21 protein-coding genes, 6 pseudogenes and 1 riboswitch are annotated in these 24,369 nt (G+C 32.6%); of the genes and pseudogenes, 10 read left to right on the top strand and 17 right to left on the bottom strand.

All coding sequences use genetic code 11. The annotated features are described in order from the left end of the window. Positions 1 to 141: 141 nt before the first annotated feature. Positions 142 to 1,299 carry a porin gene (locus tag ACZZ95_RS00510; RefSeq protein ID WP_463467621.1) on the top strand — a complete coding sequence of 386 codons (1,158 nt, stop codon included), beginning with the start codon at positions 142 to 144 and terminating at the stop codon, positions 1,297 to 1,299. 19 nt (positions 1,300 to 1,318) lie between these two features. Then, positions 1,319 to 2,750 (top strand): annotated as a pseudogene (locus ACZZ95_RS00505) (anion permease). Here ACZZ95_RS00505 and ACZZ95_RS00500 read toward each other — a convergent pair. Then, entirely contained in the window at positions 2,747 to 3,049 is a 303-nt protein-coding gene (locus ACZZ95_RS00500) for a GNAT family N-acetyltransferase (RefSeq protein WP_253250992.1), read from the bottom strand. The pseudogene ACZZ95_RS00505 and the gene ACZZ95_RS00500 overlap by 4 nt on opposite strands. A 291-nt stretch (positions 3,050 to 3,340) precedes the next feature. Between ACZZ95_RS00500 and ACZZ95_RS00495 the strand changes: the two genes are divergently transcribed. Together ACZZ95_RS00495 and ACZZ95_RS00490 are read left to right on the top strand one after the other, a co-directional pair. Further along, the gene (locus tag ACZZ95_RS00495) at positions 3,341 to 3,997 is read left to right on the top strand and encodes an alpha/beta hydrolase family protein (protein ID WP_463467620.1); all 657 of its coding nucleotides are present in this window, start codon (positions 3,341 to 3,343) and stop codon (positions 3,995 to 3,997) included. Between the two features lie 219 nt (positions 3,998 to 4,216). Continuing rightward, positions 4,217 to 4,726, top strand: a complete 510-nt coding sequence (locus ACZZ95_RS00490) for a hypothetical protein (RefSeq protein ID WP_463467619.1) — start codon at positions 4,217 to 4,219, stop codon at positions 4,724 to 4,726. A 295-nt stretch (positions 4,727 to 5,021) separates the two neighbouring features. On the opposite strand, the gene ACZZ95_RS00485 is transcribed toward ACZZ95_RS00490, so the two are convergent. Then, positions 5,022 to 5,537 carry a DUF2892 domain-containing protein gene (locus tag ACZZ95_RS00485; RefSeq protein ID WP_463467618.1) on the bottom strand — a complete coding sequence of 172 codons (516 nt, stop codon included), beginning with the start codon at positions 5,535 to 5,537 and terminating at the stop codon, positions 5,022 to 5,024. Positions 5,538 to 5,702: 165 nt separating this feature from the next. Between ACZZ95_RS00485 and rpmH the strand changes: the two genes are divergently transcribed. The 4 genes and pseudogenes from rpmH to ACZZ95_RS00465 all read left to right on the top strand — a co-directional run bounded on the left by rpmH (position 5,703) and on the right by ACZZ95_RS00465 (position 10,227). Then, the gene (gene rpmH, locus ACZZ95_RS00480) at positions 5,703 to 5,864 is read left to right on the top strand and encodes a 50S ribosomal protein L34 (RefSeq protein ID WP_008464848.1); all 162 of its coding nucleotides are present in this window, start codon (positions 5,703 to 5,705) and stop codon (positions 5,862 to 5,864) included. A 148-nt stretch (positions 5,865 to 6,012) separates the two neighbouring features. Further along, positions 6,013 to 8,870: pseudogene (gene carB / locus ACZZ95_RS00475) on the top strand (carbamoyl-phosphate synthase large subunit). Positions 8,871 to 9,034: 164 nt separating this feature from the next. Further along, positions 9,035 to 9,229, top strand: coding sequence for a hypothetical protein (locus ACZZ95_RS00470; protein WP_463467617.1), 195 nt, complete (start codon positions 9,035 to 9,037; stop codon positions 9,227 to 9,229). After that, on the top strand, positions 9,214 to 10,227 hold the full coding sequence (locus ACZZ95_RS00465) for a M57 family metalloprotease (protein ID WP_463471601.1): 1,014 nt from the start codon (positions 9,214 to 9,216) through the stop codon (positions 10,225 to 10,227). Before ACZZ95_RS00470 ends, ACZZ95_RS00465 begins: the two co-directional genes overlap by 16 nt. 335 nt (positions 10,228 to 10,562) lie before the next feature. On the opposite strand, the gene yiaA is transcribed toward ACZZ95_RS00465, so the two are convergent. From yiaA to ACZZ95_RS00440, 5 genes and pseudogenes are all read right to left on the bottom strand, one after another. Further along, positions 10,563 to 10,961 (bottom strand): inner membrane protein YiaA, encoded by a 399-nt coding sequence (gene yiaA / locus ACZZ95_RS00460; RefSeq protein WP_095952137.1) that lies wholly within the window; start codon positions 10,959 to 10,961, stop codon positions 10,563 to 10,565. Positions 10,962 to 11,147: 186 nt separating this feature from the next. Continuing rightward, on the bottom strand, positions 11,148 to 11,687 hold the full coding sequence (locus ACZZ95_RS00455; RefSeq protein WP_095952136.1) for a DUF4252 domain-containing protein: 540 nt from the start codon (positions 11,685 to 11,687) through the stop codon (positions 11,148 to 11,150). Between the two features lies 1 nt (position 11,688). After that, complete coding sequence (locus tag ACZZ95_RS00450) at positions 11,689 to 12,216, bottom strand: DUF4252 domain-containing protein (protein ID WP_463467616.1); 528 nt, start codon at positions 12,214 to 12,216, stop codon at positions 11,689 to 11,691. Positions 12,217 to 12,233: 17 nt separating this feature from the next. Continuing rightward, positions 12,234 to 12,699 (bottom strand): annotated as a pseudogene (locus ACZZ95_RS00445) (hypothetical protein). Beyond that, positions 12,686 to 13,195: an RNA polymerase sigma factor gene (locus tag ACZZ95_RS00440; RefSeq protein ID WP_463467615.1), complete on the bottom strand. Its 510-nt coding sequence runs from the start codon at positions 13,193 to 13,195 to the stop codon at positions 12,686 to 12,688. Before ACZZ95_RS00440 ends, ACZZ95_RS00445 begins: the two are co-directional and overlap by 14 nt. Before the next feature lie 217 nt (positions 13,196 to 13,412). On the opposite strand from ACZZ95_RS00440, the gene ACZZ95_RS00435 reads away from it, so the two are divergent. Further along, positions 13,413 to 14,822 (top strand): S41 family peptidase, encoded by a 1,410-nt coding sequence (locus ACZZ95_RS00435; protein WP_463467614.1) that lies wholly within the window; start codon positions 13,413 to 13,415, stop codon positions 14,820 to 14,822. 85 nt (positions 14,823 to 14,907) lie between these two features. Here ACZZ95_RS00435 and ACZZ95_RS00430 read toward each other — a convergent pair whose 3' ends face one another. The 10 genes and pseudogenes from ACZZ95_RS00430 to ACZZ95_RS00385 all read right to left on the bottom strand — a co-directional run bounded on the left by ACZZ95_RS00430 (position 14,908) and on the right by ACZZ95_RS00385 (position 23,117). Continuing rightward, complete coding sequence (locus tag ACZZ95_RS00430; RefSeq protein ID WP_463467613.1) at positions 14,908 to 15,942, bottom strand: YncE family protein; 1,035 nt, start codon at positions 15,940 to 15,942, stop codon at positions 14,908 to 14,910. Between the two features lie 3 nt (positions 15,943 to 15,945). Then, positions 15,946 to 16,392, bottom strand: a complete 447-nt coding sequence (locus ACZZ95_RS00425) for a TonB-dependent receptor domain-containing protein (RefSeq protein WP_463471600.1) — start codon at positions 16,390 to 16,392, stop codon at positions 15,946 to 15,948. Then, positions 16,346 to 17,290 (bottom strand): TonB-dependent receptor domain-containing protein, encoded by a 945-nt coding sequence (locus ACZZ95_RS00420; protein WP_463467612.1) that lies wholly within the window; start codon positions 17,288 to 17,290, stop codon positions 16,346 to 16,348. The genes ACZZ95_RS00425 and ACZZ95_RS00420 overlap by 47 nt, the downstream gene beginning before the upstream one ends. Beyond that, positions 17,226 to 17,747: a TonB-dependent receptor gene (locus ACZZ95_RS00415; RefSeq protein ID WP_463467611.1), complete on the bottom strand. Its 522-nt coding sequence runs from the start codon at positions 17,745 to 17,747 to the stop codon at positions 17,226 to 17,228. Before ACZZ95_RS00415 ends, ACZZ95_RS00420 begins: the two co-directional genes overlap by 65 nt. Positions 17,748 to 17,828: 81 nt before the next feature. Further along, positions 17,829 to 18,027: riboswitch (cobalamin riboswitch) on the bottom strand. Positions 18,028 to 18,097: 70 nt separating this feature from the next. Beyond that, positions 18,098 to 18,631 carry an alpha-ribazole phosphatase gene (gene cobC / locus ACZZ95_RS00410; protein WP_463467610.1) on the bottom strand — a complete coding sequence of 178 codons (534 nt, stop codon included), beginning with the start codon at positions 18,629 to 18,631 and terminating at the stop codon, positions 18,098 to 18,100. Beyond that, positions 18,616 to 19,413, bottom strand: a complete 798-nt coding sequence (locus ACZZ95_RS00405) for an adenosylcobinamide-GDP ribazoletransferase (RefSeq protein ID WP_463467609.1) — start codon at positions 19,411 to 19,413, stop codon at positions 18,616 to 18,618. The genes cobC and ACZZ95_RS00405 overlap by 16 nt, the downstream gene beginning before the upstream one ends. Before the next feature lie 230 nt (positions 19,414 to 19,643). Further along, a pseudogene (locus ACZZ95_RS00400) lies at positions 19,644 to 20,074 on the bottom strand (transposase). A 66-nt stretch (positions 20,075 to 20,140) separates the two neighbouring features. Continuing rightward, positions 20,141 to 21,821, bottom strand: a pseudogene (gene cobT / locus ACZZ95_RS00395) (nicotinate-nucleotide--dimethylbenzimidazole phosphoribosyltransferase). Positions 21,822 to 22,162: 341 nt separating this feature from the next. Beyond that, positions 22,163 to 22,687, bottom strand: a complete 525-nt coding sequence (gene cobU, locus ACZZ95_RS00390; RefSeq protein ID WP_463467608.1) for a bifunctional adenosylcobinamide kinase/adenosylcobinamide-phosphate guanylyltransferase — start codon at positions 22,685 to 22,687, stop codon at positions 22,163 to 22,165. 82 nt (positions 22,688 to 22,769) lie between these two features. Then, on the bottom strand, positions 22,770 to 23,117 hold the full coding sequence (locus tag ACZZ95_RS00385; protein ID WP_463467607.1) for a DUF5522 domain-containing protein: 348 nt from the start codon (positions 23,115 to 23,117) through the stop codon (positions 22,770 to 22,772). A 108-nt stretch (positions 23,118 to 23,225) separates the two neighbouring features. Between ACZZ95_RS00385 and ACZZ95_RS00380 the strand changes: the two are divergent. After that, positions 23,226 to 24,369, top strand: a pseudogene (locus ACZZ95_RS00380) (ABC transporter substrate-binding protein).

Here is a 24,369-nt window from a genome sequence, read left to right as displayed (position 1 = left end):
TTTTACAAGATTAGTCTTTTTTTTGTTATTTTAGTACTCCCATTTCGTATTGACTATAGAAGTTAACTTTTTGATTTTCAAAAAGTATGATGATTCTGAATTCAGTTGCATAAAAACAAATATTTTATCTATTTGAAATCTATGAGTAAAATTCTACTAGTTCCAATTGTTTTTTTCTTTTGTCTGACACCGCTTTTTTTACAAGCCCAAAACGATGTAAACGAAAGTGGGAAAACAGAAAAAACAGAAAGCGAAATAAAGTATCCGCAATATCAGCTTAAAGGTCTTTTACAGGCCAGATATTTAGAAAGCTTTGGAGACAATGTCGATGTTTTAGGTCTTCATCATTCTACAGGCGACTTAACTCAGAGTTCATTTGATATCAAAAGAATGCGTGTTGGTTTAAATACAAAACTAAGCGAAGCTACAGAAGTGGTGATTCTGGTCAATTTAGCCGATTTTAAGTCGGATACCAAAGGTAAAGTTCTTGAAAATGCCTACGGAAAATATACTTTTAGTAAATACATTGCTTTAACGGGCGGTCAGTTTAGGCCGGCATTTGGTTTAGAAGAACTTGTTCCTGTTGATATTATTAAATCATTCGATTTCTCCAATCAATATTATGAATTTGGAAAAAACGGCTGGACCAGTTTTCAAATTGGAGCGTCGGCAACCGGAGCTTTTGATGTTGGAAAAATTCCAGTGAATTATGCGGTTTCTGTTTTAAATGGAAATGGAAAAAATGTCGAAATGGACAAAGACAACGGAAAACAATATTCGACAAGATGGGTTTTTGGTTTGTCTAAAGAATATAAATTTAACCTTGGTTTAAATGGAGGCTTCGGAAAAGTATTTAAAGAAGACGTTTTTGCGGTTGGACTTGATATAACCAGTGAATTTAAACTTACTGACAGATTTAGTTTTGATTTCCAAATAGAATACAAACAAGGAACAAATCACAACTTATATTTTTCTTTGCCAGTTGACAGCAGAACAGCTAATGTTGCCGATTATCAAATGCGGGGCGTCTATTTTCTTCCAAATCTAAGATATGTTGTCAACTATAAAAAATTGACAGCGCTAGAATTGTCTTGCCGGTACGAAACCTTCGATCCAAGTTATAAAATCAATTCAAATGTGAGACAGACTTATACGCCGATGATAAGTTTAGAATTTGGAAAAGCTTACACCGGACGAATCGAATTGGGATTTGAAATTGACCGATTTGATAGAAATATTCCTGACACATCAACCTACAATGATGATTTGTTCTTAATTCAATTACAGCTCCGACTTTAATTCACTTAAATTTTATTTTATGAAAGAAGTAAAAATTCCACAGACTTTAATTACGCTGGCAGTTTTAATTGCAATTTGGTTCATTCCTGCGCCAAATGGTGTTGTAATAGAAGCATGGCATTTGTTTGCCATTTTTGTAGCTACAATTTTAGGAATTATTTTGAAAGCGGCACCAATGGGAACGATGTGTATGATTGCGATTGCATTAACAGCGATGTCTCAGGTTTTAGCGCCCGGAGATCCTGGTAAATCGATTACTCTTGCATTAAAAGGATTTGGAGATAAAGTAATTTGGCTTATCGGAATTTCGTTTTTTATAGCGAGAGGTTTTATAAAAACGGGTTTGGGAAATAGAATTGCTTTTTTGTTTATTAAAATATTCGGAAAAAGTTCTTTAGGATTAGCGTACGGTTTAGGATTGGCCGATTTGGTTTTAGCACCGGCGGTTCCAAGTAATACAGCAAGAGGAGGAGGGATTATCTACCCGATAATGAAATCCATGTCAATGAGTTTTGGTTCCATGCCAGATCAGCCAGATACACACAGAAAGTTAGGCGCATATTTAACCTTAAATAGTTATAATATGAATTTGATTGCGTCCTCTATGTTTTTAACAGGAACGGCGAGTAATCCGATGTGTCAGAAATTTGCACTTAACTTAGGTATAAAAATCACTTGGATGTCTTGGTAATATCGCGGCGATTGTTCCAGGATTGTGTGCTTTTTTTGTGATTCCGTTTCTATTGTATAAAATTTATCCTCCCGAATTGAAAAAAACAACCGATGCACCGCAGATTGCTTCTCAGAAATTAAAAGAAATGGGAGCAATAACTCGGAACGAATGGATGATGTTGCTGACATTTTTTATCCTGCTTTTTCTTTGGATGACTGGAGATCTTTTTTCTATTGATGCTACAACAACAGCATTTATTGGTTTAGTGATTTTACTTCTAACCTCAGTTTTAACTTGGGATGACGTCAAAGCCGAAAAAGGAGCTTGGGATACCATAGTTTGGTTTTCTGTTTTAGTAATGATGGCTAGTTCGCTTAACGAATTAGGATTTATTGCATGGTTTAGCGATCTTGTAAAAACAGAAATAGGCGGATTAAGCTGGCAGATGGCTTTTCCGATTATTATTTTGGTATACTTTTTCAGCCATTATCTTTTTGCAAGCGCAACAGCACACGTCGCCGCGATGTATGTCGCTTTACTTGGTGTTGGAGTTTCACTTGGAATTCCGGGTTTACTTTTAGCTTTTATGCTCGGTTTTATAGGCTCAATCTACGGAACTTTAACGCATTATGGTCACGGTCCGGCACCCGTGTTTTTTGGGAGCGGCTACGTTGATTTAAAGAGCTGGTGGGTCAAAGGACTTGTAACTGGTCTAGTTATGCTCTTTATTTATATGGTAATTGGAGGATTGTGGCTCCGAATTATTGGGGATTTCTAGATCCTGATTCCGGGAGGAAGTAATTCTTTGTATCTAGGATTTTTTTTGAAAAAAGAAACAATCTTTGGGTGAATTGGAACAACCCTGTAATTTTTTTCAGAGCTTAACTCTAAAATATTCTTAAGCAAAGCATTGATAGCTTCGTCATTTTGATAAGAATCTGGAGTGTTAATTTTGGTTAAGAAGATTTTTTTTTCTTGAAATGAATATTCAACTGCCAGCATTCCTTCAGGTACGACAGTTTCAAATTGGCGTGCAAAAGTGTTGTCTTTTATTTCCATAGTTACAAAAGTTTCCATAGTAATTTTCTTTTAGGTTATGTTTATAAATTGAATTTGGGATCTGAAATAGTAATGAAAGAAAATTCTTTATAAGATTTTAAAATCAAAAAATATTTCAAATACAAAGGTAATCATTTGATTTTCAATATTAAATTATTTTTTGAACAGCTAAAGATTAAGCAATTGGTTTTAAATATTTTTTTTAGTTTCTACTAATAATATGGAGCGAAATTTGATTAAGATGATAGTAAAAAAAGTAACTTTATTTTTTTTAATAAATCTCGTAATGATAAATTTCATTTTAATAATATGAGTAAGATTCCTGTTTATTTTATGCCGGGTCTGGCGGCAAGTTCATCTATTTTTGAAAGAATAAAATTGGATGAAACAATTTTTGAAATGTGCCTCTTAGAATGGGAAATCCCAAAGCCTAAAGAATCATTGTCAGATTATGCACTGCGAATAAGTAAAAATATAAAGCATGAAAATCCTGTTTTAATTGGAGTTTCCTTTGGCGGGATTCTGGTTCAGGAAATTGCAAAGCATATAAATGCCCGAAAAATCATCATTGTATCCAGCGTTAGAAGTAATGTTGAATTTCCGAGAAGAATGAAAATAGGCAAGAGCACAAAAGCATACAAGTTAATTCCGATGCAGTTAATTCTGAATGTAGAAAAATTAGCCAAATTTTCTTTTGGAGAAAAAGTAAATAAAAGAATTAAGCTCTATGAAAAGTTTTTAGCGGTACGTGATTTAGGCTATCTCCAATGGGCCGTAGAAAGCGTAATTCGTTGGGATAGAAATCAAATCGATGAAAACGTAATACATATTCACGGCGATAAAGACGATGTTTTCCCAATAAAATATATTAATAAGTGTATTATCGTAAAAGGAGGTACTCATATTATGATTCTTAATAAATACAAATGGCTGAACGAGAATCTGCCTTCGATTATATTGGAGTAAATTTTCATTTTTAGATTCCAAAACTGTTGGGTTAGAATCTTTGTCAAAGTTTAAAACTTTGACAAAGATGTATGCGCAAAGACCTTGCGTAACATTGTCATCCTTGAGGAACGAAGGATCACGCTAGTAACTCCGAAAAGTAACAAAACTATTCTCTGTAAAGGTTCATGTGTGATCCTTCGTTCCGTGTCATGACAAACAAAATAATAAACAAACAACATGAGAATTTTTACAATAGCTTTATTTTTCGTTTTTATTGGATGTAATTCTCCTAAGAAAGATTTTGATTTTACTTTTTTTAAATGGAATATCCATGAATCTTATTATTTAAAATTCAATTCTTCTGATACACTCTACTGTGTAGACTCTTACGGATTTAAAGAAGAAACATCTTTTGCAATTTTAAATAAAGATGAAAAAGAAAGAATCCACAATATATTGGATACCATTACATTTCCAAAAAATCAAACTTTTGAAGATAAAGGTATTGATGATGGAGAAACTAATGCTTTTGTATTAAAAGAAAAAGGTAAAATAAGAAAGCTTAAAATTCATGGACATAATGGGCCAATTTTATTTAGACTTTTTGGGAAATCATTAGATAAAATAAAAATAGATCATGAATTTACTAAGACACATAAAAAAATAGATTTAAGTGAAATTAATAAAATGGTTATAATGAAAGTTCCACCAACGTTTGTTGTTGATACCTTAGGATTAAAAGAATAACTATTTCGAACCTTTGTCAAAGTTTAAAACTTTGACAAAGATTTACGCGCAAAGTTATTACTCGAAATCTTGTCATCCCGGGGAACGAGAAATCACACTAGAAACTCCCCAATCAAAACAGCCAATCTTTGTTGATTTACGCATGTGATTTCTCTTCGGTCGAAATGACAAGCTAAACGGTATTCTTTTCAATAGAAGAAAAATCTAAAATCTAAACTCAGAAATCTAAAATAAAAAAAATCCCAAAAACCATTAATTGGAATTTGGGATTTTAAATATTGTAATTTAAAGAAATTTAAATTTTCTTCATTTGTTCTTTCATCATCGTGATTTGCTCTTTCAGCATTCCTTGCTTGTCTAATTTTTTAGCTTCGTTTAATAAATTAGTCGCTTCAAGTTTTCTTCTGCGTGACATTGCCACTCCTGCAAGGTTTAATTTAGCTACAGCTAAATCCATATCCATTGATAGTCCAAGTTCGATAGCTTTCTTAAAATGTTTCTCTGCTTGGTTGATATTTGTCTGAGATAACATGATTCCTTGTAAATAGTTTAAGTAACCTTGTTGTTTTCTTACTAATGCTCCTTCTGGATTTTTAATATATGACAGCCATTTTTTAGCGCCTTCAAAATCTTGTTTTCTTAATTTTAGGAAAGCTAAAAGGATAAATTCGTTTTTAAAGTAAAGAAAAATTGGAATTGCACTTAGTATTATAAGAAAGATCCCAGTTCCTACTTCATGATCGATAATTTCGTAAACGCCAGCTACAACAAGAAGTCCGGCCAAAATAAGTTTAATATTTTTGTGAAACATAATTAATGTAAATTTGTGATTGCAAAGATAGTAAAAGGAATTAAAAATATTTTTATAAAACTACTTGCCAGAAAAAAAAGTCTTTGTATATTTGCACTCGGTTTTTGAGCAACGATATTAAAAACTAGAAAAAGATATTAGATACCATTTTAAAGATACAAAGCAATGAGCAAAAGAACATTTCAACCATCGAAAAGAAAAAGAAGAAATAAGCACGGATTTATGGACAGAATGGCTTCTGCGAATGGAAGAAAAGTTCTAGCGCGTAGAAGAGCAAAAGGAAGACATAAATTAACTGTTTCTAGCGAACCTAGACACAAAAAATAATGTTTGTATAAACATACATAAGGCGATTACTTTTTTAGTATCGCCTTTTTTTATACCTTGTCGGTAAAAAAACTTGCAACGTTCTAGTTTAGAATAGACTACGAATGTTTTTTAGAAGTACTTTATATAACTACACAATACATACAAAATGCCTAAAGACACATCAATTAAATCAGTTTTAATAATAGGTTCGGGACCTATTGTTATTGGTCAAGCTTGCGAATTCGACTATGCAGGTTCTCAATCTGCACGTTCTATTCGTGAAGAAGGAATTGAAGTTATCTTAATTAACTCGAATCCAGCGACGATTATGACCGACCCATCTATGGCCGATCATATTTATTTGAAACCATTAACGACAAAATCGATTATTGAAATTCTTAAGGAACATCCACAAATTGACGCTGTTTTACCAACAATGGGAGGACAAACTGCATTAAACTTGTGTTTGGAAGCTGAAGAAAAAGGAATCTGGCAGGATTTCGGAGTAAGATTAATCGGTGTTGATGTAAACGCAATTAATATTACAGAAGATAGAGAGCAGTTTAAACAGCTTTTAGAAAGAATTAATGTTCCAACTGCACCTGCAAAAACAGCTACTTCATATTTAGAAGGAAAAGAAATTGCACAAGAATTTGGATTTCCTTTAGTAATTCGTCCATCGTTTACACTTGGAGGAACTGGAGCAAACAGTAGTTTACAAAAAAGAAGATTTTGATGAGCTTTTAACTCGCGGACTTGAAGCTTCTCCAATTCACGAAGTTTTAATTGATAAAGCTTTAATGGGATGGAAAGAATATGAGTTAGAACTTTTAAGAGATAAAAACGATAATGTTGTAATTATCTGTTCTATCGAAAATATGGATCCAATGGGAATCCACACTGGAGATTCGATTACAGTTGCGCCGGCAATGACTTTGTCTGATACTACTTTCCAAAAATTACGTGACTACGCCATCTTAATGATGAGAAGTATCGGAAATTTTGCTGGAGGTTGTAACGTACAATTCGCAGTTTCGCCAGATGAAAAAGAAGATATCGTAGCGATCGAAATTAACCCTCGTGTATCTCGTTCATCTGCATTGGCTTCAAAAGCAACTGGTTATCCAATTGCTAAAATTGCTTCTAAACTTGCTTTAGGATACAATTTAGATGAATTGCAAAATCAAATTACAAAATCTACTTCGGCTCTTTTTGAACCAACTTTAGATTATGTAATCGTAAAGATACCGCGTTGGAACTTTGATAAATTCGAAGGATCTGACAGAACTTTAGGACTTCAAATGAAATCTGTAGGGGAGGTTATGGGAATCGGACGTTCTTTTCAAGAGGCGCTTCACAAAGCAACTCAATCTTTAGAAATTAAAAGAAATGGGTTAGGAGCTGACGGAAAAGGATATAAAGATTACGAGCAGATTATCGAAAAACTTACGTATGCAAGCTGGGATCGTGTTTTCGTAATTTATGATGCAATCGCAATGGGAATTCCGTTGAGTACGATTCATGAAATTACAAGAATCGATATGTGGTTCTTGAAACAATACGAAGAATTATATGTTTTAGAGAAAGAAATTTCAAACTATAAAATTTCTAATCTTCCTAAAGAATTGTCGCTTGAAGCGAAACAAAAAGGTTTTGCAGACAGACAAATCGCTCACATGATGAATTGTCTGGAAAGTGAAGTACATACTTTACGTATGGAAAAAAACATTAACCGTGTGTTTAAATTGGTTGATACGTGTGCGGCTGAGTTTAAAGCAAAAACACCTTATTACTACTCCACTTTTGAAGCAGAAATTGAAAAAGCAAACGGAGAGCGTTTTGTTGATAATGAAAGTGTTGTAACAGATAAAAAGAAAGTTATCGTTCTTGGTTCTGGACCAAACAGAATTGGTCAGGGAATTGAGTTTGATTATTCTTGTGTACACGGAGTTTTAGCGACAAAAGAATGTGGTTACGAAACGATCATGATTAACTGTAATCCTGAAACAGTTTCTACAGATTTTGATACTGCTGACAAATTATATTTCGAACCAGTTTTCTGGGAGCATATTTATGACATCATCCAACACGAAAAACCAGAAGGTGTAATCGTTCAGCTTGGTGGTCAGACTGCACTTAAATTAGCAGACAAATTATCTAAATATGGTGTAAAAATCATCGGAACTAGTTTTGACGCACTTGACTTAGCAGAAGACAGAGGAAGATTCTCAGATTTATTGACAGAATTAAATATTCCTTTTCCAAGATTTGGAATTGCAGAAACTGCTGACGAAGCTTCAACTTTGGCTGACACTTTAGATTTCCCACTTTTAATTCGCCCTTCTTATGTATTAGGAGGTCAGGGAATGAAAATTGTGATCAATAAAAAAGAACTTGAAGAGCACGTTATCGATTTGTTGAAAACAATTCCAGGAAACAAATTATTGCTGGATCACTATTTAGCTGGAGCAATTGAAGCTGAAGCAGATGCCATTTGTGATGCTGATGGAAATGTTTACATCATCGGAATTATGGAGCATATTGAGCCTTGCGGTGTTCACTCTGGAGACAGTAACGCAACATTGCCTCCTTTTAACTTAGGAGAATTTGTAATGCGAGCAAATTAAAGACCATACTTATAAAATCGCAAGAGCTTTAAAAACAGTAGGTTTAATCAATATTCAGTTTGCAATTAAAGATGATACGGTTTATATTATCGAGGCAAACCCAAGAGCTTCAAGAACGGTTCCGTTTATTGCAAAAGCTTACGGAGAACCTTATGTAAACTATGCTACAAAAGTAATGCTAGGTCATAATAAAGTAACTGACTTTGATTTCAACCCGCAATTAAAAGGATATGCAATCAAACAACCCGTTTTCTCTTTCAGCAAGTTCCCGAACGTAAACAAAGCGCTAGGGCCAGAAATGAAGTCAACAGGAGAAAGCATCTTGTTTATTGATGACTTAAAAGATGATCAATTCTATGAATTGTACTCTAGAAGAAAAATGTATTTGAGTAAATAATTCTCAGATTTATTATATGAAAAGCTCCAATGTAAATTGGAGCTTTTTCTTTTATAATAGTTTCCGTTAATAAATTAAAAGAAGAATATTTAATTAAAGTAGGAATTAACTTATTTTAGGTTTATTTTCGTGTGATTAATCTTAAAATAATTTAACTATTAGCCATGAAAAAGACAAAAAGAATAGTAATGATGATTGCTTTGTGCTTCCCGCTACTTTTAATACAATGTAACAAAGATGAAAATAAAGTAGTTGAAGAAGGGGCATTAACCGAACAAGAAACACCTGAAATTAGTGCATTAATTAATTTTCTTTCGGAGAATTTAGGTCTGAATTCAAAAAAATTATTTATGATTTAAAAACGAGCACTTTTATAATTGATGGAGATGTATTGATGCCATTAGAAGAAGCAAGAGGACATTTTAATAATATAAAAACTAAAATTACAAATAAAACAGATCAAAGATTTAATGGTTTGCCAGTCTCTAAAGAAAATTCGGAGTTAATAAAAGTTTATATTGCTCCAGAAGTGACATCACAATGGAAGGTCGCAATAATTGAAGCAATAAGTAATTGGAATACTATAAATTCAAGTATCAATATCTCATTAGTAGATGTAGCAACACCTACAAGTATCAATGTAACGGCGTTAAATCAAGGAAAGAAATCAGGTGTAGTTGCCACAGCTTCATACCCTACTTACGATCGTCAACCTGGTAAATCTATTATAATAAATACTTATTATAATGGAAAAACAGCATCAGAAAAAGTCAGCGTAATGACTCATGAATTTGGTCACTGTTTCGGACTATATCCTACTGATGACGATGGGGGACGATTAATACCTTGTACTCCAATTTCAGAAATGTCTTCTATAATGTTTTCGAAGGTTAGGGAATGGGAAGGGTTTTCTGTATTTGATAAAATTGCGATTAGTATTTTGTATCCTGTAGAATTAGGAGCAATAAAATTATATAGATTTAAAAAGAATGGATACTATTTTTACACGATAGATCCTTGTGAAATAACTAATGGCAAGGATGGCTATGTTTTTGATGGAGATTTAGGATATTTATATTCTACACAAGTATCTGGAACTGTACCTTTATATAGGTCAATAAATGGGAATGTTGAAAAAGGGCACAAATTAAGTAAATCTCAAATGGATTCAAGTGATGTAATTTTAGGATATTTATATCGTGAACAATATCCTGGAACGACGGCTTTTTATTGTTATAAGAATTCTACACAAGACATCTATACAACCGACAATTCAGGACCTTTGTTAAGGCTGACTTATGGTTTCGTTCCGCATAAAATTGCTAAAAACGGCAAATATGATGGGATTGTGTTCTAAGCTAGCAATATTTCAAACGATAAAAAAAAGCTCCAATGTAAATTGGAGCTTTTTTTATGATATGTCTCGTCCTAAAAAGTTGATAAGATTAGTGATATAAATTAATTTAATAGGAGCAGAGTCACTCAGAACGAATTGTATATTCCGTAGGAATATCTTATCGGTAGAAAAAAAAATGTATTGTGTAGTATTTGTGTCCTGTAGGGACACCTGTTTTACGAAATGACAAATTCTGCCGCATTAATCAAACGTTCCTTAGGAACGTATAGCTGAAATTGAAATTTAATTCGACCGATCAGACATTCCTAGTGAATGATTTTTTTCCTTTTTAAAAATTATTCACTTTGACCAAAGTTCATATTATCTCTAGTATTTTTTTGTACAGAAATAGCACCAAATAACGCTAACAAAAATGCAAATGCATAGAAACCTTTTTCACTCGGCAGAATCGTTGCATTCCACAATCCTACAACTAAAAGAACGATTGATAGAAGTGTTCCGAACCAGCAGATTCCGTAATACATATCGGTTACAGGAAGTTTTTCAAGACGGTCTCTCACACTTTTCTGCAATGAAACAACAGCGAAAAGGCCGAACATTAAAACTGTAAAGTAATATCCTTTTTCGTTTAACAGCATTTCGGCTCTGGCAAGACCAACAATAAATCCGATGGTTCCGGCTCCAAGAGCTACCCACGATGCCGCGATAAAGGCATTTGATGTTTTTTGTATCATATTAATTAGGTTTATTTATTTTTGAGATTTTGGTTTTTGGTAATTCCAAACTCATTTTGTAAATGTAATTAAATTCGTTTATTGGCAAAATAAAATCAAACCTAAATTAGTAAGTATTGTCTTCTTTATTCATGAAAAAAGAAAAGCTCCAAAACTGGAGCTTTCTTAGAATATAAAAGTAAGATGTTATTTTTTCATCAGTTGTTCTAAAGGTTTTAACTGATCCATATCTATTTTAGATTTTTGTAAAACAGACATTAATGTCATAATATTATTCGGATTCATATCTTCACCTAGAACACGAACTACAGCAAAACCAGTTTCTTTTCGGTTTAGGAAAACTACAAACTCTTTAATATTGTCTTCTGATCCAACGTAGCTTACAGATGCGCCATCTTTACCAGATCCAAATTTCATTAATTGTTCGTATTTCGGATTTTTTAAAATGGCATTCACTTTCGTTCTTTCTGTTTCAAACTGCGCCTGATTTTTATCATTTGCCTTAAAAGCCAGAATATTCATTTTTTCGAAAGAATTAACAGCTTCTGTCTGTTCAGCAGAAAGTTTCGTTTTTTCAAGATTTAAAATATTGGGTGAAATATCCAATGCGATAAAATCTTTGTTTTCTGTGTTTTCAACAAAATACTTTTGTAATGTTGGTTCAGAATTACAGCTTACTAAAGTTAGTACAGCCATAAGTGCTAAGGTGAAAATTTTTCCTTTCATTTTATTTTTTGCCTTTAGAAGCTTTCTTTAAGTCTGTACCGCCAGGAAGCCGCATTTTATCTGTTAATACTGAGATTTCGTTTAGATCAAAATTACCAGTTAAAGATAATAAAACAGTTTCATCATTTTTTGCTCCGTCAACAAACATTAGTAATTCTTTGATTTTTGTGTCTGTTGCACCAGATTTTACCATTATTCTAACATTTTTACCGCTGTCATTTACACGCATTAATTCTTCTAAACCAGCTGTTTTTATGTATTTATCAGCTGTTGATTTCATATCGGCTTCGATTTTTGGATTTTTTGTGGTAAACACTTTTAGGTAATCCAATTTTTTAATTAGAGCAATATACTGTTGTGTTTCTTTATCAGAAGCATCAACTTTTACTTTACTCATTAAATCGAACATTTTTTTGTTGACAATTACTGATGTCACATCGTCTTGACCATCAAATTTGTCAAAAGCGGATTGTGCATAAAAAGTACTTGTTACGAATGCGAAAACTAGTGTTATGATTAAATTTTTCATTTTTTTATATTGTTTAATTACTGTTTAAAAATTTTGTTTTTTGATTGTTCATATTCGTTAATGTATTGTACACTTTCAATACCCACATTAACATTGTTTGATAATAGAGCCAAAGCTTTTTGTGTAGCTTTAAGTGCTTCTTCGGGACTATCATAGGTTCCTAACTCTGTCTGCGAGGCTACTGTATTAGTAGTGGTGTTTTGTTCGCCGGCAAAATAATAGGTTCCAATTCCGAGCATAATAACAGCTGAGGTCGCAATCGATAACCACGCTACGTTTCGTTTTTTAGTTTGTAGTGGAATCTCATACGTCGACTTCTGTTCTTTTGCTAGAGAGAAATAGCCAAACATAGGCTTGTAGTGCTCCAAATGCTTGCGCAACATTCGGTGAAGAAAAATATTCTTTTAGTTGATTTTCTTCGGCAATAGTGGTTTCTCCCTGAAAGTATTTTTCAATTATTTCTTCTATTTTATTTAGTTCCATAAAGGTGTGTATTTGTCATTGATTCTCTTATTTTTTTTCTTGCTCTCGAAAGTGCCACTCGTATTGCAGTTTCGTTCATGTTGACAATTTTTGCTATTTCGTCAAATTCGTATTGTTCAACATCACGAAGCTGAATTAATAACTGCATTTGTTCTGGCGACTGATTTATAATTTTTTCAACCCATTCCAGACTGTTTTCATCTTCCAGTTTTTTGTCTAACTGTGGTTCGCGATCTGTGAAATTATTATGAACAATCTGCAGATTACTCGCTCTTTTAGATTTTAATTGGTCAAGACAGTAATTCTTAGTCATTGTCATGGCCAAAGCCTCAACACTATTATAACTTTCGAGATTTTCTTTCTTGTTCCATAATTTCACCATTACTTCCTGAGTAGCATCTTCGGCTTCTTCAGTACTTGTAAGCAATCTTTTTGCCAGACGAAAAACTTTGTCTTTAAAAGGATTTATTAATTCTATAAATACAACTTGGTTCATTAAACTGATGGTTAATCGTTAGCTTATATATTCAAGACGAGGTACAATTAGATTTGTTACAACAAAAAACAAAATTTTTTTTACGTAAAAAAAATACTGCTTTTTTGACAAAGCTAAAACTAAAGATATTACTTTTACATCATACCACTAAGAAACCCAAATAATATGAAAACACTTTTAAAGAGCGCCCTCTTCGCTTTTCCTATTTGCTTTTTCTTTGCAATCTTGTGAAGATAATGATGATGTTGTTGCGCCGGCAGATTTACAAATTAATAGTTTTATCTGGAGAGGATTAAATGAAGTTTATTTATGGCAGGCCGATGTACCTAATTTGGCTGATAACCGTTTTGCTAACGAAAATGATTTCAATAGTTTTTTACGAGGATATTCTAAGCCAGAAGATTTGTTTGAAGATTTATTGAATAAACCAGAAAGTAAATATCCTAACGGAGATGCGATTGACCGTTTCAGCTGGATTGTTGATGACTACACTGTTTTGGAACAAGAACTAAGCGGGATCACAAAAAATAATGGTGTCGATTTTAGATTGAGCCTTATTTCTTCTGGTTCAAATGATGTTGTTGGATTTGTTCGTTATATTATACCAAATTCTGATGCCTCTACAAAAGCCATTAAACGTGGTGATTTGTTTACAAGCGTAAACGGAACAAAACTTACGGTTTCTAATTATCAGCAATTATTATTGAATCAAGATAGTTATACTTTAAATCTAGCTGATTATAACGGAACTACTTTTGTTTTGAATGGGAAATCGGTTGCTTTAACCAAAACGGTTTTAGAAGAAAATCCTATTTTGATTAATAAAGTAATTACTTCAGGAAGTCATAAAATTGGTTATTTAATGTATAATGGTTTTTATGCTGAATACGATGATAGACTTAATCAAGCATTTGGTGAATTAAAAGCACAAGGAGCGACAGATTTAATTTTAGACCTTAGATATAATGGAGGAGGATCTATTACATCTTCAACGAGATTGGCAAGTATGATTACCGGACAATTTGAAGGTCAGGTTTTTTCTAAAATGGAATTTAATGCCAAGCAAATGAAAAGCTTTACCAATGATGATTTGGAAAGTCTAAACGAAAGATTTGTCAATAATATTGATGGAAAAGCATTAAGCAGTTTAAACTTAAATACAGTTTATATTATTACAACCGAAAGTACAGCATCTGCAAGTGAATTAATCATCAACGGATTGAAACCTTATATTAATGTAGTTCAAATTGGTGAAACAACAACAGGAAAAAATGTTGGATCGTTTACAGTTTACGATTCAGAAACATTGACAAAAAAGAATGTTAATCCAAATCATAAATACGCAATGCGACCTTTGGTTTTAAAAATTACCAATTCGGCTAATTTTGGAGATTATACACAAGGTTTACAGCCTACTTATCAGCAGTATGAGCAGGTAAGTACTTTTGGGGTTTTAGGAGAAACATCAGAACCATACCTAAATCTTGCAATTTCAAAAATTACAGGAGCAACTGCTAAAAGAATTTTCAACGATTCAGAACCAGAACGTCCTTACTTAACAGATTCGAAAATTATCAACGGATTGAAACACGGTATGTATCTTAAAACTACACCAAAAGGATTTTAATTAAATTCTAAGAAATAAAAAAGGCTTTCAGAAATGAAAGCCTTTTTTCGTAAAAAAACAAAAACTAATTCTAAGTAGTTTTAAATTAATCGTTGAAGTAAAAACCGTTTGATCCTGCTCCAGTTGCTAATTCTTTTAATAAACTTCCAGACAAGCTGTAAATAAATGCTTTACTGTCTTTATCGAATTTTGCATCTGCTACATAAAAACGATTATCTTCAACTGTAAATCCGTATATATAAGTTGCAGGTGTTGTAACAATTGCTGTTGTAGAGGGAGCTGTTGCGTTAATACCCATAGCATAAACTGAACTTCCTGCTGTATAATAAATTTTGTCGTCTTCAATATCCATTAAACTAACTCCAGCTAAACTTTCTGGGAATGCAATTTTAGAAATTGACTTATCTGACATTTTCACTTTTACTAATTCTCCAGTACCTGAAAAAGGAGCTCTTAGGATAAATAAAGTACCATTTTCTTCTTCGATGCAATCTGCGCTGTAACCAATTTCTAAAGACTCAACTGCTTTTGTAGCGATATTTACAATTAGTAGTTTACTGCTGCTGTTTGGTTCAGTGATGTACAATTTACCATCTTCTAAAACCAATCTGTTTGCAGTTGCATTTAATTCAATTTTTGATTCTACTTTATTAGTAGCCAAATTAATTACCGCAACAAAATCGTCCGTATCTCCAGTTGCTGGGTTAATGTACGAGTAAGTGTTTGCGTTTGTAACATACGCTTTTCCGTCTTTTACAACACCGTATCTTGGAGTAGCAAGACCTGAATCGATTTTTGCAATTAATTTAAAAGTATATCGGTTTACTACATTGATTACGTTAGATCCACCAGAAATAATATAAGCTTTATCTCCGTCAAAAAAGATATTCTGTAAATAGCCTCCAATTAAATCACTTCCATTTTCTGCTTTATAAGCATCTTTTGTAAATACACTAAAATCATTACTAGAGAATGATACACTTCCAACATCTGAACTTCCTTCATTCAAAATAAAAAAACCATTGTCATAAGCACCTTTTGGAGTATCGTCATCATCGCTTGAACAAGAAACGAATAACGAAATGCTTAACGCTATTAAAAGTAATTTACTAAACTTCATATATTAAAATTTTAAGGTTATATACATATTAAAATTACGGCCTGGCATTGGCCTGTTTTCTAAACTTTCGTAGTCTTTATTTAAAAGGTTTAAAACTTGGAAACCTATTTTAAAAGAATCTAAAAATTTAAGATCATAATCAATTCCGATATTTGAAATTAAATAATCGTTTATAATTTCATCAGGATTATTATCTGCTCTTGTATAAACAAATCCGTTATATAGAACTTGATAATAAGCGCTGATTTTATTTCTAGAATACGAAACGGCGCCAGTAGCTTTATTAAAAGGAACAAAAAACAGCTGATTTTTTGTTTCATCATCCTGTGATACTGTGTAAGCGTATGTTGCATTTACTGCAAAATTGTTTTTGCCATAACTCTTTTTCCAGCTCAATAAAGTTTCAGTTCCGTAACTGTTTACTTTGTCTTGGTTTTGTGGTGTCCAAATACCGTTTGCACCTGGAACCCACTGCGAGCATATCTTTTATTTTTATGTAATAGAAATTCTGTGTCCAGGAAATATTTTTAAACGTAAACACATTTCCAATTTCTGCCTGATAGGAACTTTCAGGTTTGAGGTCTGGATTTCCACCCGTTTCCCAATACAAATCATTATATGTTGGAATTCTGAAATTTCTGGAAACATTCAATTTTAAATTATATAAATCATTGAATTTATAAGAAGAACCGTAGTTGAATAATAGCGGCGATTTATAATTATCGGTAAATTCTTTTCTTACTCCAAGTTCATTTTTCCAATTAGGGCCAATATCTTGTCTTACCAATAAAGACGCCGAACTAATTTCGCGAACATGGTCTCCAAAACTAGTTCCGTAACCATTTGTTCTGCTGTAATCTGCAATTCCGTTGATGTGAGTAGATTTAAATAAAGTATAATCTAAATCTAATTTTGTAATTAAATTTTCGGTTTTTCCGTAAGTAAAGTTGTTACTTGAGTTGTCAGCAAAATATTGATAGTTTTCAAAAATATATGCTGTTTTAAAGTTCGTTTTCAGCTTTCCGTAGTTTCCATCGTATTCCAACAGATTTCTATTAAAACCGTTCACATATTTACTTTTCGTTTCCGATTCTGTAATTAGAGAAGTATTTCGATCTGTGTTTGAAGTCTGGCTGTAAAGCTTTAAAACATGGTTTTCGTTTATTTTATAACCCACATTTGCACTCAAAGTAATAATGTCATACTGCCCATTTTGGTTCCAGCGCTGTTCGCCTCTCCAAGTGTATCGATTTAAATATTTGTAATCGTTCGTCGAGCTGTTTTTAGAAAAACCAAGTCTGCGTACTCCATTTTTTGTTAGAAATAGAAGTTTTATAATTGATTCCAATAGTATTAAAACTTCCGTAATCTAGTTTTAAATTATTCTCAAAACGATTAAAAAAGACCAAATCGTTATTTAAATGTACTGTTCCTCCAATGGCGCCACTTCCATAAATAACACTTCCACCTCCGGCTTTTACACTAACTGAATTATAATCGGAACCAGAAATGGTGTTGAAATCCGTGCTTCCGTTCATTTGGGAATTGATATTGATTCCGTTCCAGATTACTGCAGTCTGCGAAGATGTAGTCCCTCTAAACGAAACAGTAGAAAGCATTCCTCGTCCATATTCTTTGAAATATAAAGTAGAATTAAAATTTAATAAGTCGGTTAGTAAAGCTTCGTTTTTATTGATAACAGAATCAGTAAGCCTTAAAACAGATTGGGAAGTAGAATATTTTTTAAGATTTGCGTCAGAAACAACAACTTCTTTAAGGTTATTAATAGAAGCGCTCTGCGCCATAGTTATTTGGCACAACAACAGTAAACAAAAAGCAAAACCTAGTTTTATAGTCATAATTTCTACACTCTTTTTCCCGAGAGCTCGATATTAGTTGTAAAGGCAGGTCTCCTGGCTTGCGTTTTGTTGTTACCTTCCCATTCGTAGAGCGAACAGTGGTTTTGCAGTTACAACAAACATTCTTTTAGAACTTAGCTTACAGTTGCGGGTACAGCTCAAGAAATTACTTGATTCCCTTTTAATGTGTTTATAAAAAAACACAACCTTAATTTGCTTGCAAAGATAAAGTTAAAAATATTGAATATTCAAATTTGTTTCACTTTTTGGGCTTAATAGTCAAACAAAATGGATATTTATAATTCGATTCTGATAACTTCTCCAAAATCGACTTTATTATTGAATGCATCTTTTAAAGGAAGTGAAGTTTGATGACATAAAATACTTCTTATAATTCCAGCGTGAGTAACAATAATAATTGGATAATCGATTTTTGAAATTTTTTTAGCTAAAAAATCACCAACTCTTTCATGTAATTCTGTGAAAGATTCGCCGTTTGAGACTTTGATATTTACAAAATCTTCCATCCAAGGATTAAGTTCTTCGGGCAGAATTTCGTTCCAGTTTTTCAATTCCCAATCTCCAAAATTCATTTCTTTTAAACGTTCGTCTTCCTGATAAGAAACGGCATTTGTGTTTTTCTGAATATGCTTTGCCAGAATGGAGCAACGTTTTAACGGACTCGAAAAAATACTAGCTTCTGAAGGTAATTTAGAAATAATTTGACCAAATATTTTGTCAAAAGGTTCTGCAATTTCTACATCAGATTGTCCGTAACAAATTCCTTTTTCGCAGATAGTTTCGGTATGACGGACTAAATAAATTTCCATAAAAATAAAATACTTAAATAGTAGATAACTTCACAAACTTGCTGCGTTGCACCAAGACAATCTCCCGTATAGCCGTCGATCCATTTTTGAAAATATCGCGCTAAAAAATAACGGATTATAAAAACAGGAATTACAGCCAATATTACTTTATGATCAAAATAGGAGAGTGTAAATAGGGGAATAAGTCCAAAAAAGAACGAACCAAAAACTTCTTTCCAAGTATATTGTTTTGCAATAGGTTTGCTTTTGCTCGAAGCATCTTCACGAGAATATTGATGTGTAAAAATGATGCTTATTGTCGCTAAACGACTTATAGAATGTGCAGAAATAAATAAAAGGAAAATTTTAAAAACGGCCATGTCATCATAAACTTGAAATAGCAAAATAGATTCTGATAGCAATCTGAATTTTAATAAAAAAAGCAAAACCAATCCGATTGCTCCGTAAGCTCCAATTGCACTGTCTTTCATAATCATCAGGATTTTTTCTTTCGTCCAGCCTCCGCCAAAACCGTCGCAGACATCTGCAAAACCATCTTCATGAAAGGCTCCAGTTGTTAAAACAGAAATCACGATCGAAAAAATAACAGCCGTTTCTGTATAAAGAAATTGAGCAAATAGAGAATAAGCTATAAAAGAGATGCTCCCAACAATCCATCCTATAAAAGGAAAATATCTTGTGGCTTTATTTAAATAATCTGGATCATGCGTTATGTTTTTTGGACATGGAATTCTGGTGTAGAACATTAAGCAGGTAAAGAAAATATGTAGTTCTTTTTTCATTTAGGTTGTGATTATTTGGCTAAAGCCTTTTTTGGGTTTCAAATTTACAACCTCCAGATAAATCTGGAGGCAATTCAAAAAATCTAAATCATTTTATGATATTACCCTTCAGATAAATTTGGGGGCAATTTATAAAAATAAAAAGTATTGACAATGTTTTATGAATAGCCAACATCTTTAGATGTTGGTTTACTTATTGATTCTAACGAGGGCTTTAGCCAAACCTTTTTTTATAAATACTTAAACCCAAATTTGATCATAAACTCCTCATATTCTTCTTGAAATGTTTTCTTTTTATGATGTTCTTCTTGATTTTTAATATAATCTCGAACTTTATCCACCATTGATTCTGAAACTGAAACAGCAATATATTCATCCTGCCATTCAAATCTTTCTTTAGTCAATTTATTTTTATTGATCCAATACGAAGATTCACCTTTTAATAATTGTATTATTTTTTGAATTGTTTGATCATTATCTAGTGAAATTAGACAATGACAATGATCTGAATATCCACTAATAAAATCTAAATATATTTCTTTTTTAATGCATTTTCTTGGATGTGATGCCAAACTTCTTTACGAAGCTCAATTGAATTTAAAAATGGAAATCTATTCTTAGTACTCAAAACGCAATGAATATAAACTTTAGTAAAAGGCATGTATGAATTTTTAAATCAATTTTAAATAACTCTTCAAAGTTATAAACTGTTGTTTAAAAATGAAAACTATTTCCTACTTATTCCAGCGCTTTCAAAACTAGCCATTTCATTTAAAAATGCCTCAGCCGATTTTAAAATAGGAAAAGCAATTGCGCGACCGGTTCCTTCGCCTAATCGTAAATCAAGATTTAAAATGGGTTTTGCATCTAAATAATCTAATAATTTTTGATGTGCTTTTTCTGCAGAACAATGGCAGAAAATGGCATTTTTCTTAATATTCGGATTGATTTTGGAAGAAATTAAAAAAGCTGTCGTGCAAATAAAACCATCAACCAAAAGCGGCATTTTATTATCGAAAGCGGCGAGCATGCCACCAGCCATTTGAATAATCTCAAAACCGCCAAAATAGGCGAGTCGCGAAATTAAATCGGCTTGACCGGAATAATTTGCGATTGCTTTTTGGAGTAAATTTTGTTTATGAATTAATTTTTCATTTGCAACGCCAGTTCCTTTTCCAACACATTCTTCTATAGGAAAATCAGTTAAAAGGCTCATTAAAACAGAAGCTGTTGAAGTATTTCCAATTCCCATTTCGCCAAAGCCAATACAATTTGAACCTGTTTTTGCGATATTTTCTACGATGGATTTTCCTTTCTCAAAACACAATTTAACTTCAGATTCACTCATCGCAGGAACGTGTAAAAAAGACTGAGTTCCTTTAGCGATCTTAGCATCAATCAATTTTGTATTTGTTGGGAAATCATAATTAACGCCAGCATCTACAATGGATAATTCAATATCATTTTGATTACAGAAAACATTTATTGCCGCACCATTTTCTAGAAAATTAGTTACCATTTGACGTGTGACATCTTGCGGATAATCACTCACACCATGATTCGCAATTCCGTGATCTGCTTGCAAAAACAACAATGTTCGGATTTATAATTTTTGGATTTAAAGTCTCAAAAACATTCGCCATTTGAAAAGCTAGAGTTTCTAAAGTTCCTAAAGAACCTAGGGGTTTTGTTTTTGAATCTATTTTTTCTTGAAGAAGAGTAGTGAAATAAGATTCAGTTTCAATTTCATCTTCTGATTTATATTTAGAATACGGAATGTTTATTTTATGAATTTCTGTAATTTCAGTACAAATTGGCGCTTCCGATTTCTGTTTCCAATGCACTGCTGCAACATGGGCTGATTGTTGTAATTGGTTGCGGGTTTTCCGATGCAGAAGTAACCAAGTGGTTCTATATCTTCGGGTAGATCAAGGATTTTTTTAAACTGATAATAATTTAAAATCGAAACCCATCCCATTCCGTAACCTTGTTCCGTCAGGGAAAGCCAAATATTTTGCGCGAAGACAAACCGAACTAAATTTCACCGCTTCGTTACTGCCTATAGTTCCAATAGTAAACTGATTCAGCACAGAACGATCATACGCAATAATAAGTCCGATTGGAGCTTCTTCGATTGCTTCTAACTTTAATGATCGGTACAATTCTTTCTGTTCTGGATTGTCGGTGAGTTCTTCAGCTTTTTTATTGTAATCTAAAAAAAGCTTTTTAATCGAGTTTTTTACTTCATCCGATTTAATGATATAATATCTCGTCGCATCTGTCAATCCAACAGATGGCGCCCAATGTCCTGCCTGAAGAGCTTTCTGAATTACTTTGTCTGGTACTTCATCGGTTGTAAAATGTCGGGTGTCGCGGCGTGATTTTAATATATCGTCTAGATTGCTCATTTTAAATTCCAATTTTTTAAATTCCAAATTCCAATTTGAAAATGGATAACATTCTAGTAAAGATAAAGTATACCTTTCGAATTTGAAATTTAAATTTTGCAATTTCCCTTCAAAGCTTTGGAATTTGAAATTTAAAATTTGGAATTTCTGTTCTAAGCTTTGGAATTTGGAATTTAAAAAAATTGGAATTTCTGTTCTAAGCTTTGGAATTTGGAATTTAAAAAATTGGAATTTTCTTTTGTAAGCTTTGGAATTTGGAATTTAAAAATTTGGAATTTCTGTTCTAAGCTTTGGAATTTGGAATTTAAAAATTTGGAACTTTCTTTTTTAAAATTTGGAATTTAAATTTTGGAATTTCCCCCCTTTATCTTAACCGAAATTCCCGAAACCATCAAGAAAACTTCATCTGCATTTGAAGCTAGAAACTGATTCATCCAGCCTTGTAGTTCGGTAAATTTTCTTCCAATTTCTGTTGAAGCATGAATGCCCATTCCAATTTCATTTGTTACAATAATTAGATTAGTGTCTTTTTGACTGGCGATCGAGAGAAATTCTTTTTTTGCTTCTTCTAAACTTAAAGCAACATCATTTTTATGATCCACAAAAAAGTTAGTCAGCCAAAGCGTTACACAGTCGATTAAAGCTGTTTTTTGAGAGAAATCAATTTCACTTAGATATTTTTCCTTTTCAATATTTGTCCAGCGCTCGTCCCTTTCCTGCTGATGTCTGTCAATTCGGTTTTGAAAATCGGCATCCCATTTTCTAGCTGTTGCCACATATATAGGTGCGTTGGAAAGTTCTAAAGCTAATTTTTGAGCAAAACTGCTTTTTCCAGATCTTTCACCTCCCGTTATCAAGTAAATCATTTATAAAAGGTTAATTATAGATTATAAGTTTGTTTTCTAAAGCAAAGTAACAAATAGTTTTTTAACTCGTAACTCATAATTATTAATACGGACAGTGACGACAATCATTTCCGCGACAAGTGTCGCGTTTTAAATGAAACCAAGTCTTAAAAACCATATTTCCATTTTCAATATAATAATCAATACCTTCGATTAATTTTTCTGTTTTGGGCAAAGAAATGGCTTTGTTTTTTGTAGCATTATGAGGTGTAACAGTTTCAATATAAGCATCGATTTTATCTTCGCAAGCTTCTTTGAAACAATTGGGACAGAGACAGTCTCCGCCTTCAGAAAGATTGAAGATTGGCGGGTAATCATTACACCAGCACTTGTTCTCTATAGATATATCTCCACAGCTGAATTCAGATTCACAGCTTGAGCAAATTTTCATTTTTGTGGTATTCATGTTGTAAAGATACAATTGTTTAAATTTGTAAGAATAAAGGTAAACAAAAAAAATAGAAAATACTTTACCTTTGCTTCATCCAAAACATAAAACATGAGACATTTATTCCCTAAAATGATTTTTGCGGCTTCTTTTTTTATTCTTATCGGATGTAAGAAGAATGAGAAAGTTGAAATTGTAAAAGCTCGCGAATGCAAAGAATAGTATAGAATATGCATCGGGACTTTCGATCGTAAAATACGAAGATTATTCGGTTGTAACAGTCTCAAATCCATGGCCAAATGCGAATAAAGATTTTAAATATATATTAAAAGAAAAAGAAGCTAAAGTCCCAGACAGTCTTCAAACTTATACTACAATTCAAGTGCCATTAGAGTCTGTTGTTGTTACTTCAACGACTAATATTCCGTTTTTAGAAATGCTTGAAGTAGAAAACAAATTGGTTGGATTTCCTCATACAGATTATATTTCTTCGGAAAAAACACGAGCATTAATTGACAAAGGTTCTGTTAAAAACGTTGGACAAAACGAAAAACTAAATATTGAGCAGTTGATCGAATTATCTCCAGATGTGATTGTGACTTTTGGTGTTGACAATAATAATCCGATGCTGGATAATTTGAAAAAAAGCGGTTTAAAAGTTTTAATTCAAGGCGATTGGATGGAACAATCTCCACTTGGAAAAGCAGAATGGATCAAACTTTACGGTGCTTTGTTTGGTAAGGAAGAGCAGGCAAAAGAGCTTTTTGACAAAATTGTAGAAAGTTACAATCAGGCTAAAAAGTTAGTTGCAGACAAGCCGGCTACTTCAAAAGTGTTATACGGTTCAATGTATGAAGATGTTTGGTACGTTGCCAAAGGAAACAGCTGGGTTGCCGAGTTTATGAATGATGCTAAAGCTAATTATCTATGGTCGGATTTAAAAGGAACAGGAAGCGAAGGTTTGTCTTTTGAAAAAGTTTTAGACAAAGCCAAAACAGCCAATATCTGGATTGCTTCTGGTTCATTTAAAAGTTTAGATGAATTGCAAAAAGCAAATCCGCATTATGGAGAATTTGATGCGTTTAAAAATAAAAGTGTTTATAATTTTGAAGGCAAATTGGGAGCAACCGGCGGAACAGTGTATTACGAATTGGCTCCAAGCCGTCCAGATTTGGTTTTGAAAGATTATATCAAAATTTTCCACCCTGATTTATTAGCAAGTTACGAATTTACTTTTGCATCAAAACTGAACTAA

The organism is Flavobacterium sp. AC267, assembly GCF_979258715.1.
This window is presented reverse-complemented; position numbering and strand designations above follow the sequence as displayed.

Bases quoted from the DNA above. Each gene is read 5' to 3' on its own strand.
- ACZZ95_RS00510 (WP_463467621.1), top strand. From the start codon at position 142: ATGAGTAAAATTCTACTAGTTCCAATTGTTTTTTTCTTTTGTCTGACA.
- ACZZ95_RS00500 (WP_253250992.1), bottom strand. From the start codon at position 3,049: ATGGAAACTTTTGTAACTATGGAAATAAAAGACAACACTTTTGCACGC.
- ACZZ95_RS00495 (WP_463467620.1), top strand. From the start codon at position 3,341: ATGAGTAAGATTCCTGTTTATTTTATGCCGGGTCTGGCGGCAAGTTCA.
- ACZZ95_RS00490 (WP_463467619.1), top strand. From the start codon at position 4,217: ATGAGAATTTTTACAATAGCTTTATTTTTCGTTTTTATTGGATGTAAT.
- ACZZ95_RS00485 (WP_463467618.1), bottom strand. From the start codon at position 5,537: ATGTTTCACAAAAATATTAAACTTATTTTGGCCGGACTTCTTGTTGTA.
- rpmH (WP_008464848.1), top strand. From the start codon at position 5,703: ATGAGCAAAAGAACATTTCAACCATCGAAAAGAAAAAGAAGAAATAAG.
- ACZZ95_RS00470 (WP_463467617.1), top strand. From the start codon at position 9,035: ATGAAAAAGACAAAAAGAATAGTAATGATGATTGCTTTGTGCTTCCCG.
- yiaA (WP_095952137.1), bottom strand. From the start codon at position 10,961: ATGATACAAAAAACATCAAATGCCTTTATCGCGGCATCGTGGGTAGCT.
- ACZZ95_RS00455 (WP_095952136.1), bottom strand. From the start codon at position 11,687: ATGAAAGGAAAAATTTTCACCTTAGCACTTATGGCTGTACTAACTTTA.
- ACZZ95_RS00450 (WP_463467616.1), bottom strand. From the start codon at position 12,216: ATGAAAAATTTAATCATAACACTAGTTTTCGCATTCGTAACAAGTACT.
- ACZZ95_RS00440 (WP_463467615.1), bottom strand. From the start codon at position 13,195: ATGAACCAAGTTGTATTTATAGAATTAATAAATCCTTTTAAAGACAAA.
- ACZZ95_RS00430 (WP_463467613.1), bottom strand. From the start codon at position 15,942: ATGAAGTTTAGTAAATTACTTTTAATAGCGTTAAGCATTTCGTTATTC.
- ACZZ95_RS00415 (WP_463467611.1), bottom strand. From the start codon at position 17,747: ATGGCGCAGAGCGCTTCTATTAATAACCTTAAAGAAGTTGTTGTTTCT.
- cobC (WP_463467610.1), bottom strand. From the start codon at position 18,631: ATGGAAATTTATTTAGTCCGTCATACCGAAACTATCTGCGAAAAAGGA.
- ACZZ95_RS00405 (WP_463467609.1), bottom strand. From the start codon at position 19,413: ATGAAAAAAGAACTACATATTTTCTTTACCTGCTTAATGTTCTACACC.
- cobU (WP_463467608.1), bottom strand. From the start codon at position 22,687: ATGATTTACTTGATAACGGGAGGTGAAAGATCTGGAAAAAGCAGTTTT.
- ACZZ95_RS00385 (WP_463467607.1), bottom strand. From the start codon at position 23,117: ATGAAAATTTGCTCAAGCTGTGAATCTGAATTCAGCTGTGGAGATATA.